General features: G+C 31.2%; 13 protein-coding genes, 2 tRNA genes and 1 pseudogene. 10 read left to right on the forward strand and 6 right to left on the reverse strand.

The window, feature by feature from the left end; all coding sequences use genetic code 11:
- On the forward strand, positions 1–1,304 hold a 1,304-nt coding region (locus AJN70_RS05720; protein ID WP_083262316.1), incomplete at its 5' end, for an autotransporter outer membrane beta-barrel domain-containing protein.
- A 233-nt stretch (positions 1,305–1,537) separates the two neighbouring features.
- On the opposite strand, the gene AJN70_RS05725 is transcribed toward AJN70_RS05720, so the two are convergent.
- Both AJN70_RS05725 and AJN70_RS05730 read right to left on the reverse strand, forming a co-directional pair.
- A tRNA-Met gene (locus tag AJN70_RS05725) sits at positions 1,538–1,613 on the reverse strand.
- Positions 1,614–1,646: 33 nt separating this feature from the next.
- A tRNA-Gln gene (locus tag AJN70_RS05730) sits at positions 1,647–1,721 on the reverse strand.
- A gap of 92 nt (positions 1,722–1,813) precedes the next feature.
- Between AJN70_RS05730 and AJN70_RS05735 the strand changes: the two genes are divergently transcribed.
- From AJN70_RS05735 to lpxD, 5 genes are read left to right on the forward strand one after another with little or no spacing between them, the layout of a single operon-like run.
- Complete coding sequence (locus AJN70_RS05735) at positions 1,814–2,833, forward strand: bifunctional 3,4-dihydroxy-2-butanone 4-phosphate synthase/GTP cyclohydrolase II (RefSeq protein ID WP_070233245.1); 1,020 nt, start codon at positions 1,814–1,816, stop codon at positions 2,831–2,833.
- An 11-nt stretch (positions 2,834–2,844) separates the two neighbouring features.
- Positions 2,845–3,288: a GatB/YqeY domain-containing protein gene (locus tag AJN70_RS05740; RefSeq protein ID WP_002852081.1), complete on the forward strand. Its 444-nt coding sequence runs from the start codon at positions 2,845–2,847 to the stop codon at positions 3,286–3,288.
- A gap of 17 nt (positions 3,289–3,305) precedes the next feature.
- Positions 3,306–5,006, forward strand: a complete 1,701-nt coding sequence (locus tag AJN70_RS05745) for an acetolactate synthase large subunit (protein WP_070295592.1) — start codon at positions 3,306–3,308, stop codon at positions 5,004–5,006.
- On the forward strand, positions 5,003–5,467 hold the full coding sequence (gene ilvN / locus AJN70_RS05750) for an acetolactate synthase small subunit (RefSeq protein WP_002852211.1): 465 nt from the start codon (positions 5,003–5,005) through the stop codon (positions 5,465–5,467). The genes AJN70_RS05745 and ilvN overlap by 4 nt, the downstream gene beginning before the upstream one ends.
- A complete protein-coding gene (lpxD, locus tag AJN70_RS05755; protein WP_070233249.1) occupies positions 5,464–6,429 on the forward strand; it encodes a UDP-3-O-(3-hydroxymyristoyl)glucosamine N-acyltransferase in 966 nt (321 codons plus the stop codon). The genes ilvN and lpxD overlap by 4 nt, the downstream gene beginning before the upstream one ends.
- On the opposite strand, the gene queA is transcribed toward lpxD, so the two are convergent.
- The 4 genes and pseudogenes from queA to hemW all read right to left on the reverse strand — a co-directional run bounded on the left by queA (position 6,418) and on the right by hemW (position 9,710).
- The gene (queA, locus tag AJN70_RS05760; protein ID WP_044794066.1) at positions 6,418–7,446 is read right to left on the reverse strand and encodes a tRNA preQ1(34) S-adenosylmethionine ribosyltransferase-isomerase QueA; all 1,029 of its coding nucleotides are present in this window, start codon (positions 7,444–7,446) and stop codon (positions 6,418–6,420) included. The two genes, lpxD and queA, sit on opposite strands and share 12 nt — an antisense overlap.
- Positions 7,439–8,176 (reverse strand): twin-arginine translocase subunit TatC, encoded by a 738-nt coding sequence (gene tatC, locus AJN70_RS05765; RefSeq protein ID WP_002856930.1) that lies wholly within the window; start codon positions 8,174–8,176, stop codon positions 7,439–7,441. The genes queA and tatC overlap by 8 nt, the downstream gene beginning before the upstream one ends.
- Positions 8,169–8,584: pseudogene (gene tatB / locus AJN70_RS05770) on the reverse strand (Sec-independent protein translocase protein TatB). The gene tatC and the pseudogene tatB overlap by 8 nt, the downstream one beginning before the upstream one ends.
- 58 nt (positions 8,585–8,642) lie before the next feature.
- Positions 8,643–9,710 (reverse strand): radical SAM family heme chaperone HemW, encoded by a 1,068-nt coding sequence (gene hemW, locus AJN70_RS05775; protein ID WP_070283609.1) that lies wholly within the window; start codon positions 9,708–9,710, stop codon positions 8,643–8,645.
- Positions 9,711–9,811: 101 nt separating this feature from the next.
- Between hemW and AJN70_RS05780 the strand changes: the two genes are divergently transcribed.
- Genes AJN70_RS05780 through AJN70_RS05795 form a run of 4 tightly spaced genes read left to right on the forward strand, consistent with a single transcriptional unit; the run spans position 9,812 to position 12,628 of the window.
- Positions 9,812–10,282 carry an RNA pyrophosphohydrolase gene (locus AJN70_RS05780; protein ID WP_044794063.1) on the forward strand — a complete coding sequence of 157 codons (471 nt, stop codon included), beginning with the start codon at positions 9,812–9,814 and terminating at the stop codon, positions 10,280–10,282.
- A gap of 1 nt (position 10,283) precedes the next feature.
- Positions 10,284–11,486, forward strand: coding sequence for an aspartate kinase (locus AJN70_RS05785; protein WP_002880294.1), 1,203 nt, complete (start codon positions 10,284–10,286; stop codon positions 11,484–11,486).
- Positions 11,487–12,023: a HobA family DNA replication regulator gene (locus AJN70_RS05790; protein ID WP_002861289.1), complete on the forward strand. Its 537-nt coding sequence runs from the start codon at positions 11,487–11,489 to the stop codon at positions 12,021–12,023.
- Positions 12,024–12,028: 5 nt separating this feature from the next.
- Positions 12,029–12,628 (forward strand): DNA polymerase III subunit delta', encoded by a 600-nt coding sequence (locus tag AJN70_RS05795; protein WP_002921223.1) that lies wholly within the window; start codon positions 12,029–12,031, stop codon positions 12,626–12,628.
- Position 12,629 lies beyond the last annotated feature (1 nt).

Genomic DNA, 12,629 nt, shown 5'->3' on the forward strand with positions numbered 1-12,629 from the left:
TCATAGAAGATTGGGTTGTTTCTACAGATAAAGATACAGGTAAATTAGACACTGTGGTTGTAGGTGGAAGCAATACGGATAATGTAAAAGTAGATAATATAACCGTTGATCAAGGCAATGCTGATCTAGATGGAATAGGAGATATAAATGATATCATCTCAGGGGTAAAACCAGGTAATATTGGCAATATAGGAACCAATGGTAGTGGAGAAATTGATTTAATCTATGATCCTTCAACAGGAAAAATTCATAAAAGGTTTGATCTTAGTGCTTCCATATCAGGTGCAACCTTTAGATCTTTAATCTCTACTACTTCAAGAAGATCAACCTTTATAGATAATGTTATGGGTAATTCTATGCAAACTTTTGCTTTAGCTTCTTCAAGTAAATCTCAAAGCATTGCTATGTCTGAAAAGGGTAATTTATATGCAGATGCAAGTGATTATATAAAGAGTGATTTAAATAATGGAAGCTATGGTTCTAATAAAGAACATTCTTTATTCATCCTTCCTTATGCTTCTTCACAGAATGTTGAACTTTCTTTAAATGAAGAAAGCAAAGGACACACTAAAGGAACCATTATAGGTTATTCTACTTTAAAAGACAGTGGAATATATGGTGTGTATGCAGGTTATGAAGATACAAAAATGGGTTCAACTTATTTTGATATTAATAATAGAACCTATTATGCAGGTTTAAAATACTTTAATACCTTATTTACTACAGAAAAAGGTCAAGAAGTTTATATCAAAGCTCAAAGTAAAGCTGCTTTGATTAAAAATGATTTAACTAAAAAAATAGGAAATAATGAAGCTAAAGCTGAACCTAATTCTTATGCTTATGGAGTCAATACAGCCTTAGGTATGAATTTTATTTCTAATAAAGATATATTCTCCCCTGAAATAGGTCTTGCTTATGAAGGAGGTTATACTGAAGCTTTTTCTATGAAAGACACTATAGGACAAGCAACAGTTCAAGGTGGAGAAAGAACCTATGCAAACTATTTAAATCTTTTCTCTACTAAAACAAGCTTTACTTGGTTTAGAGATTGGTTGCCTAATTTAAAAACTTCAGTAGAACTTGGAGCTAAGTTTAATATCAATCCTAAAGTAGAAGCGGAGGCTAGATTTGGTAATATAAAAGTAAGTGATGAGTTTTATTTACCAAGAATACAAAAATTTGTAAGTACTTCTTTTATCGTTCCTGTTAATGAAGCTTTCTATTTTAGTTTAAACTATAATGGAATGTTTGATAAAGATGGCAATACCCATACAGGATTTGCTCAGTTTAATTATCTTTGGTAATCTTATAAAAGATAATACTTAGTTTGATTAGTTTACTCTCCTACTTGTTAAAATTTCATCCTGATAATTTTAAAATTATTGGGATGGATGTTTTTAAGGTTGTTAAACTCTTTTTAGATTGCAATCATTCTTTTAAAGTATTTTAAAAACTCAGCTAAGATTAACAATACAATCATTTTAAATTATTTTAATACAATTAAAAAGAAGTGAAGAGGATTGAAGATTAATACATTTGGTTGCGAAGGGGAGATTTGAACTCCCGACCTTCGGGTTATGAGCCCGACGAGCTAACCACTGCTCTACTTCGCGGCATATAAGATATTTGAAATATAAAATAAGAAGTGGATGGGGTAAAGGGATTCGAACCCCTGAATGACAGGACCAAAACCTGTTGCCTTACCGCTTGGCGATACCCCAATAAATATTTTTTAAAAGTGTAATTATAGTGAATTTTAATTTATTTGTCAAGCAATTTAAGTTATAATTTTAAAAATTTTAAGGAAATAAAGATGAAATTTGTTAACGTAGAACAAGCGATTAGGGATTTACAAGCAGGGAAAATGCTTGTAATGGTAGATGCAGAAGATAGAGAAAATGAAGGCGATTTAATCTTTCCTGCGCAATTTAGCACTCAAGAAAAAGTAAATTTCATGATAAAAGAAGCTCGTGGTGTGGTTTGCGTAGCTTTAGATGAAACTTTGGCAAAAAAATTTGAACTTCCTTTAATGGTGCCTAAAAATACTTCAAACCACGAAACCGCTTTTACCATAACCGTAGATGCAAAAGATGCTACAACGGGAGTTAGTGCTTATGAAAGAAATATGACTATACAAATTTTTGCTGATGATAATGCTAAAGCGAGTGATTTTGTAAGACCAGGACATATCAATCCTTTAATCGCAAAAAAAGGCGGAGTTTTAGAACGCACAGGTCATACAGAAGGTACGGTTGATCTTTGTAAATTAGCAGGATTAAAAGGTGCTTGTGTGATTTGTGAAATCGTAAAAGATGATGGAGATATGGCAAGAAGAGAAGATCTAGAATTTTTTTGCCAAAAGCATGATTTAAACATGATAGCCGTAAGTGATCTTATAGAATATCGCCTAAAACATGAAAGCCTTATTAAGCTTGAAGAAAAAAGTCAAAGTGTTTTAGCAGGCTTTAAAGCAGAAAAATTTATCTTTAGCGATCATAATCAAACCCAACATATAGCTTTTTGCTTTAAAGATATAAAAAAATGTGAAAATGTTAAATTTCATATCAGTGGTAGTGATTTTGAGCTTTTAACTTCAGATAAATTTTCAAAACTTTTAGAGCAAATCAAATTTCTTAGTGAAAATGGTGGCGTTATAGTTTTCATGCAAGGAGAAAAATCCAGTACCACTCAATACAAAAACTATGGTATAGGAGCACAGATTTTAAGATATTTTGGTATAGAAGAAATTAAACTTTTATCTCAAAGTTGTGATAAAGACTATATAGGCTTAGAAGGTTTTGGTTTAAATCTTAAAGCTTGTAATTTTAACTAAAAAGGAAAAAAATGACTTTAAAAGAACAAATTTTAAACGATATCAAAGAGGCAATGAAACAAAAAGATGATTTTAAAAGAGATAGTTTAAGAACTCTAAATGCAGCTTTTAAGCAAATAGAAGTGGATGAAAGAATAGAATTAGATAATGAAAGAATTTATAAAATCATTGCAAGTGAAATCAAAAAACGCAAAGACGCAATCGAACTTTATCTTAAGGCAAATCGTGAAGATTTAGCACAAAAAGAACAAAATGAAATAAGTCTTTTTGAAATTTATCTGCCTAAACAACTAAGTGATGAGGAGTTAACTTTAGCCTTAAAACAACTTATAGAAGAATTGGGTGTAAGTTCACTAAAAGAACAAGGTTTGGTAATGAAAGAAGCTAAAATAAAATTAGGTGCGAGTGTTGATGGCAAAAGACTTAATTTAGCACTTAAAGAGCTTTTACAATAATTTTTTGGAGTGTTATTATGAAAGAGTTAAGCGGTTCAGCAATGATTTGCGAGGCTTTAAAAGAAGAAAATGTTAAAATTGTTTTTGGTTATCCTGGAGGCGCTGCGCTTAATATTTATGATGAAATTTACAATCAAAAGTATTTTAAACATATTTTAGTGCGTCATGAACAAGCGGCTTTGCATGCTGCTGATGCTTACGCAAGAATGAGTGGAGAAGTGGGTGTAGCCATAGTTACAAGTGGACCAGGTTTTACAAATACTATTACAGGCTTAGCTACGGCTTATAGTGATTCTATCCCTTTGGTGTTGATTTCAGGACAGGTGGCAAATTCTCTTATTGGTACAGATGCTTTTCAAGAAATTGATGCAGTAGGTATTTCAAGACCTTGTGTAAAGCATAATTATTTAGTTACTTGCATAGAAGAGTTTCCACGCATTTTAAAAGAGGCTTTTTATATAGCAAGAAGTGGTAGACCTGGGCCTGTGCATATAGATGTGCCAAAAGATATAAGTGCAACTTTGGGACTTTGGGAATATCCTAAAGAAATTTCTATGAAAACTTATAAGCCTGTTTATAAGGGTAACTCAAAGCAAATTAAAAAATTTGCAGAGCTTTTAAAAGAAGCAAAAAGACCTTTATTTTACTTGGGTGGAGGTTGTATCAGTTCTAATGCAAGTGAGCAAATCAGAGAGCTTGTAAAATTTACAAAAATTCCAGCAGTTGAAACCTTGATGGCGCTTGGAACTTTAAGAAGTGATGATGTTTTTAATCTCAAAATGGCAGGCATGCATGGAAGCTATGTCGCTAATATGGCTTTAAGTGAGTGTGATTTGCTTGTGAGTGTAGGAGCGAGATTTGATGATAGGATTACAGGAAAAACAAGTGAATTTGCCAAACATGCGACTATAGTTCATGTTGATATTGATCCTAGTTCTATTTCAAAGATTATCAATGCGCATTATCCTATAGTAGGAGATATTAAAGAAGTTCTTAAAGAGCTTTTAGAAGAGCTTAAAAAGGAAAATTTCAACACAACTTTTAAAGAATGGCACGAAACTTTAAAGCGTTATAATGAACTTTATCCACTTTCTTATGAAGATAGCAATGAAGTTTTAAAACCGCAATGGGTGATTGAAGAATGTGCGAAGATAGCTCCTGATGCAAGGATTATTACCGATGTGGGTCAGCATCAAATGTGGGTAGCACAGTTTTATCCTTTTAATTATCCAAGACAGCTTGCAACAAGTGGAGGGCAAGGAACTATGGGATATTCTTTGCCTGCTGCTTTGGGTGCAAAGCTTGCTGTGGATGAAGAAGTGGTGATTAATTTCGTAGGTGATGGATCGGTTTTAATGAATATCCAAGAGCTTATGACTGCTCGTGAGTATGGTATAAAAACTATAAATATTATTTTAAATAATGCCTTTTTAGGTATGGTAAGACAATGGCAAAGTATGTTTTATAAAGAGCATTTTTCACAAACAGATTTAAGCACTCAGCCTGATTTTATCAAAATTGCTCAAGGCTTTGGTTGCGAAGGTTATGAAATTTCAAGCAAAGAAGAATTCATTCAAGCTTTTAACCAAGCTTTAAAAAGTGATAAAACCTCTCTTTTAAATGTAAAAATTGATCGCTTTGAAGATGTTTTACCTATGGTGCCTGCAGGAAGTGCGATTTATAATATGATTTTACCAAAGGCAAAGGATAGACAATGAGAAGGGTTTTATCGGTAATTGTTTTAAATGAGCATGGGGTTTTATCTCGTATAGTAGGACTTTTTTCAGGAAGAGGTTATAATATTGACTCGCTCACAGTAGCACCTTTGGAAAATAAAGAATTTTCGCGTATTAATATAGTCACTTCAGGAAATGAAAGAACTTTTGAGCAGATAGTCAAACAACTTCATAAGCTTATTCCTACTTATAAAGTGATAGAAAGTGAAGAATTTATTGACAAAGAAATGGCTTTGGTGAAAATTCCTTTAAATGAAAATTTAGGTGGACTTGATGCCGTTTTGAAAGCTTATAATGGTACTATTGCAAATAGTAATGAGAATTTTTTGTTTTTAATGGTTGCTGATGATGCAAATCGCATTGATAATTTTTTAAAAACAATTAAAAAATACAATCCTAGTGATATAGTTCGCAGTGGATCTGTTTTGATGGAGATTAAATGAAATTAAGTGAAATAGCAGAATTTTTAAGCTTGGAGTATAAAGGTGAGGATATAGAAATCAGTGCTTTAAATTCTTTATTGAAAGCAAATTTTACAGAGCTTACTTATTGTGATGGTGAGAAAAATACCAAAGATATACCTCACACAGGAGCTGCTGCTATTTTAGTATCTAAAGAATATGAAAATTTAGTACCTAAAGATACTAAAGCTTTGATTACTCAAAATCCACATTTGAATTTTGCTTTTTTAAGCAAGCTTTTTGCTAAGCCTTTGATAAGCACAGTTAAAGAAAAAATACAAAATATCGCAAAAAGCGCAAGAATCATGCCTAATGTTTATATAGGTGATAATGTAAATATAGGTGAAAATGTAATCATTATGGCAGGAGCTTATATAGGCGATAATGTCAGCATTGGTGATGAGAGTATTATCCATCCTAATGTAGTGATTTATAATGACACTAAAATTGGTAAAAAATGTCATTTGCTTGCTAATTGTGTAATAGGAAGCGATGGTTTTGGTTATGCGCACAATAAAAACGGCGAACATTATAAAATTTATCATAATGGCAATGTGATTTTAGAAGATTTTGTAGAAGTGGGGGCTTGTACAACTATAGATAGAGCAGTTTTTGATAGTACTATTATCAAAGCAGGTACTAAGGTAGACAATCTAGTTCAAATCGGACATAATTGCAATATAGGTCAAAATTGTATCATTGTAGCACAAACTGGAATTTCAGGTTCAAGTGAGTTAGGACGCAATGTTATTATGGGTGGTCAAAGTGCAACGAGTGGACATTTAAAAATAGGCGATTTTAGTACTATAGCTGCAAGAGGCGGTGTGAGTAAAAATTTAGAAGGTGGGCGCGTTTATGGTGGTTTTCCTATCATGCTTCAAAAAGATTGGCTAAAACTTCAAGCTAAAATAGCAATAAATTTTAAAGAAAAATCACAAGATTAGCATCGCATCGCCATAAGAGTAAAAGCGATATTTTTCTTTTATGGCGAGTTCATAAAGCTTTAAACACTGTTCTCTACCGATAAAAGCTGAAACTAGCATGATAAGAGTAGATTTTGGTAAATGAAAATTGGTCAAAAGATGATTTTGTCTTATAGGTGGATTTTGCGGGTGTAAAAAAAGATCACAAAAACCATTTTTTGTTTTAGTTCTTGCGTAATATTCTATAGTTCTTGTTACCGTTGTTCCTACGCCTAAAATAGCTTGTTTTGAATCTATAATTTCACATGCTTGCTGCGGAATATTAAAAAATTCGCTATGCATTTTATGCTTTTGTATATTTTCACATTCCACGCTTTTAAAGGTTCCAGCTCCTACATGTAAGGTTAAATGATAAATTTCGTGTTTTTTTCTTAAATTTTCAAGCATAGTCTCACTAAAATGTAAACTTGCAGTTGGAGCAGCTACCGCGCCTAAATTTTTTGCAAAGATACTTTGATAATCTTTCAAATCACTTTTTTCATCCTCCCTTTTAATATAAGGAGGCAAGGGTATATGTCCTATCTTGTCAAGCAGGTTGTAAAGATTTGAGGTGTCTAAGGTTTTATCATTTTGAAAAAATTGAACTTTTCGAAGACCATCATCTAAAAGTTCTACAACGCGTGCTTTTAAATCCTCCCTAAAATATAAGATTTCATCTTTTTTAACACGCCCTTTAATTTGAGCTAGAAAAAGTGGATTGTGAGAATTTAAAAAAGGTTGATGCAAGAAAAGCTCTATTTTTCCTCCGCTTGCTTTATTGCCATAAATTCTTGCTTTAATAACTTTAGTATCATTGAAAAAAATCGCGCAGTTGGGTAAAAAGTCTTGTAAATTTTTAAAAGTAGTGTGAAAAATTTCTTTGTTTTTGCGATCAAAAACCAAAAGCCTAGCATTTTCTTTTGGATTTGCAGGATAGTTAGCTATGAGTTCATTAGCTAGAGTGTAATCATAGCTTGAAAGAAGTAAGTCTTTATTCATCACTTTCTTTATCTTTTGGGGCAGGATTTACCTTTTGAACAATTAAAATAGAAAGTCCATAAAGTCCGCAAAGTGGTCCTGCCATTAAAAATTGAGATAAAACATCAGGTGGAGTCATAAAGGCTGAAAAAACAAAAATAACTAAAACAGCTATGCGAAAATGGCGTTTTAAAAAACTATCATCTATAAGCCCGATTTTAGCAAAGAAAAAGGCAATTACAGGCATTTCAAAAGCTAAACCAAAAGCCACAACAACTTTTGTAAAGAAATCTACATAAGTTCCTATGGTAATCACAGGATTAAAATCTTCATTTAAACCAAAATTAATCAAAAATTTAAAAGCCAAAGGCACTACAACAAAATAGCAAAAACAAGCCCCTAAGGCGAACATAATGCTTGCAAAGCTAACAAAAGGCACCACAAGGCGTTTTTCATTATCATAAAGTCCTGGAGCTACAAATTTCCAAAATTGCCAAAAAATTACAGGTAAAGAAAAGATAAAGGCTGCAAAAAAACTAACTTTCATTGCAGTAAATAAGGCTTCTTGTACTTCAATTACATTCACATGTTTGGCTACTTCGGGCAAAACAGCTATAAGTGGAGCTTTTAGAATATCTAAGATATAGCTTCGTAGAGCAAAACATACAATAAACATAACTACAATGCAAGCAACGCTTATAAAAAGGCGTTTTCTAAGTTCTATTAAATGAGGTCTTAATTCTTCAAACATTTATTTTTCCGTTTTATCTTGTGTTTCTAATTTGCTAAGATTTGGTTTTTCTTCTGTATTTAAATTTTGTCCGCTAAGGTTATTTTTTGTGTTATCATCTCTGCTATCAAAGGTTAAATCTACCTTTGTTTTATCTAAAATATCTCTTTTAAGGTCATCAAATTCTTCAAAACTGAGTTTTTTGCGTATGTTTTCATTAGTGCTTGAAAATTCATCTTTGTATTTCTTAGCTTCTTCTTTTAAGTCATTGATGCGTATTTCTTTTTCTATGCTTGATTTTGCATCATCTATGTTGCGTTTTACAGCCTTTAGAATTTTTGCTATTTGTACTATAGCTTCTGGAAGTTTATCAGGCCCTAAGACTAAAATCGCTACAACTAAAATAACTATAATTTCACCAAAACTCATTAATCGTTACTCTTTGATTTGATATTTTAAATAAATATTTTACTTAAAAAACTTAAATTTAAGATGAGAGATATAAAGCAAGTTCGTCGCTAATGAGAAAATTAGGATTAAAATATCTTTTATTTTTGTAAAAAAGTTTTTTTTCTTTTAATAATATATTTATTTTGTCTTTTTGCCATTGATTGAGTTTTGTTTCATCAATCCCTACTATACTTCTAAGTCCTAAAAATAGGTGTTCTAAATTCAAGTCTTTAGAACTTAGTTTCTCTATAGATCTAAAAGTGGGATTTTCTATGTAATTTTTTAAATTTTTTGCTGTATAAAAACGCTTATTTTCATAAAATCCTACCGCACTTAATCCACAAGCTAGGTAGTTTTTTCCTTGCCAATAAGCAAGATTATGTTTGCAAATTTGGGCTTTGGTTTTTGAAAAATTACTGATTTCATATTGAAAAAAGTCAAGTTCTAGGAGTTGTTTGATGAAAAATTTCATTAAATTAGGAGCATTTTTTTTGAAATGTTCTTTTTTGGCAAAGGCTGTGTTTGATTCTATGGTTAAATTATAAGCACTAAGGTGTGTGATTAAAGCCTTGATTTGTTTTAAGTATAAGAGTTCAAATTCAAGCATTTTCTTATTGTCTAATTTTGTATCATAAATAAGATCTAAATTGATATTTTTAAAACCTACTTTATTTGCGTTTTCTAATGCTTTGATAATCATTTCTTGATTATGAATTCTTCCAAGAAAGTGAAGTTTTTTAGGATGAAAACTTTGAGCTCCAAAAGAAATGCGATTAACTCCTAGATTTTTCATATTTTTAAGCCAATTTAATGTTGCTGAGTTGGGATTAGCTTCGCATGAAATTTCTACATTTTTATCTAGTAAAGGATATAAAATTTTAAAAATATCTTCATAATTATACGCATCAACACAACTTGGTGTTCCTCCGCCTATGAATAAGGTTTTAATTTGATTTGATTGAATGTTAAATTGTTTTAATTGAAAAACAATATCTTCTTTTAAAGCCTTAAAATAGGCTTTTTCATAATCATTTTTTTTCAAACTTGTAAAAGCACAATAATTACATTTGCTTTCACAAAATGGAATATGGATATAAAAATGCATAAAAACCCTAAAATATTTTATTAAATTTTTTTAATGTATTTTAATAAAAATTTGATTTGATTTAGGTTAAAATTATTTCCTTTAAATTAAGGAAAAATATTGTGGAAAACGAGAAAAATTATAGACCAAATGTTGCAGCTGTTATTTTGTCAAGTTCTTATCCTTTTGAGTGTAAGATTTTTATAGCTAGAAGAAGTGATATGGATAATATTTGGCAATTTCCACAAGGAGGTATTGATAAAGGTGAAAGTGTCAAAAACGCTTTATTTAGAGAACTAAAAGAAGAAATAGGCACCGATGAGGTTGAAATCATTGCTGAGTATCCAGAATGGTTGAGTTATGATTTTCCGAGTAAAATTGTTAAAAAAATGTATCCTTATGATGGACAGATTCAAAAATATTTTTTAGTGCGTTTAAAGCACAGTGCTACAATCAATATCAATACCAAGCATCCTGAATTTGATGATTATCAATTTGTGAGTGTTAAACAAATTTTTGAAATGATTAATCATTTCAAAAAAAATATTTATGTTAAAGTGATCAAATATTTTGAAGAGAAAGGTTATATCTAAAATGCTTATAGTTCAAAAATATGGTGGAACAAGCGTTGGAACACTTGAGCGTATCGAAGCAGTAGCCAATAGGGTTATTCAGAGTGCGCAACAGGGTAATCAACTTGTTGTTGTAGTATCTGCAATGAGTGGGGTGACAAATACTCTTATCGAGCAAGCTGAATATTTTAGTAAAACTCCTAATGGCAAAGATATGGATATGCTTTTAAGTAGCGGAGAGCGTGTAACAAGCGCTTTACTTTCTATTGCTTTAAATGAAAAGGGTTATCCTGCTATATCATTTTCTGGGAGAAAAGCAGGAATTATTACAGATAGTGTTTTTACAAAGGCAAGAATTCATCATATTGATACAAAAGCGATAAAATCAGAACTTCAAAATGGTAAAATAGTCGTTATAGCGGGTTTTCAAGGTGTAGATGAGGAAGGTAATGTAACTACTTTAGGGCGTGGCGGAAGCGATTTAAGTGCTGTGGCAGTAGCAGGTGCCTTAAATGCGGATTTGTGTGAAATTTATACCGATGTTGATGGGGTCTATACAACAGATCCAAGAATTGAACCAAAGGCAAAGAAATTGGATAAAATTTCTTATGAAGAAATGCTTGAACTTGCAAGTTTGGGTGCAAAAGTTTTGCAAAATCGTTCTGTAGAGCTTGCAAAAAAATTAAATGTTAACTTAGTAACCAGAAGTAGTTTTAACAATAACGAAGGAACAATGATAACAAAGGAAGATGGAATGGAACAAGCTTTAGTAAGTGGTATTGCTTTAGATAAAAATCAAGCAAGAGTGACTTTAAGAAATGTAGAAGATAAACCTGGAATCGCAGCTGAAATTTTTTCTGTTTTAGCAAATGAAAATATTAATGTAGATATGATTATACAAAATGTTGGAGTTGATGGTGCTACAAATTTAGGTTTTACAGTTCCTCAAAATGAACTTGAATTAGTCAAAAATGCTATGCAAAAAATTTTAAGTCCAAAAACAACCATAGAAAGCGATAGCGCTGTGGTAAAAGTTTCCATAGTGGGTGTAGGTATGAAGTCGCATTCAGGGGTGGCAAGCAAGGCTTTTAAAGCTTTAGCTGATGAGGGTATTAATATCGGTATGATTTCTACTAGTGAAATAAAAATTTCGATGATAGTTCATGAAAAATACGGAGAACTTGCAGTTAGAGCACTACATGAGTGCTATGGGCTTGATAAATAAATGAGTGATTTTTTAAGCTTTACTCTTGAAAATATTCGCAATGGCGGAGCTTTTATGGCATGGTTGGAGTCGCGTCGTTTAGAATGGGCTCCTTTGATGGCTGCAAGACTTAAATATCTTTTAGAGGGACGCACTTTTGTCTTAATGTGTGATGAACAAAGATCTTGGTATGAAGAGTATTTTTTAAAAAATATAAATTCAAAAGCCGCTCGTCCCATGCTTCCTTTTGTGTCGTTAAATTCTTTATGTAAAAAGAAAGTGCAAAGTTCAGAGGATATAGCTTTGCTTAACGACTTGCTTGACATTTCTTTTCCTAATGGTTATGTGTATTTTTATATAGGAAGTGCTTCTGATAATAAATCTTTAATCGCTAAATCAAGAGATGATAGTTTATTGTGGCTTTTTGATGAGCAGTTGCAAGATAGTTTTTATTTAAATTCTAAAGATAAAGACTTGGATATCAAGCTTATTAGTTTATATCAACTTTTTGATGTAAGTTTGGATGCAATATTATTTTCCAAGGTGCAATTAGGATAAATATTTTGTTTATTAGTAAGATTATTATCAGTGAAGATTTTTTAGGTATTAAAGAAGAAATGATTAATAATTTTGGTATTAAAAAATTAAGATTTTTTATGCCACAAAATGAATTTTTACTTGATGATGCAAGAGCAGTTGAAAAAGAAAGCTATATCGCAGAAACTGAAGAAAAAATTATTGTTTTAATGGCGGATTCTTATAGGATAGAAGCACAAAATTTTTTACTTAAACTTCTTGAAGAACCTCCAAAAAATATTAAATTTCTTATCGTGGTACCTTCTAAAAATTTACTTTTGCCTACTATAAAATCACGTCTTATTTGTGAAAAAAGAAAAGTTGAAAAGGAAGTTAAAAAACTTGATTTGGATCTTAAAAGAATGGATTTAAGAATGCTTTTTGATTTTTTGCAAAAAAATGAAAATTTGGATAAAAATGAACTTATGGATCAAATTGCATTACTTGCTAAAGAATGTGTGAAATATAAAGATTTTAACGCTGAAGAATTAGAGTTTTTTTATGAAAGCTATGAGCTTGCAAAATTAAATTCTAAAAGTGGGGTGCTTTTGGCTACTCTTTTGCTAAATTACTATACAAAGAAATAAA

The organism is Campylobacter sp. BCW_4341 (genome assembly GCF_001764255.1).
GTDB classification, from domain to species: domain Bacteria; phylum Campylobacterota; class Campylobacteria; order Campylobacterales; family Campylobacteraceae; genus Campylobacter_D; species Campylobacter_D jejuni.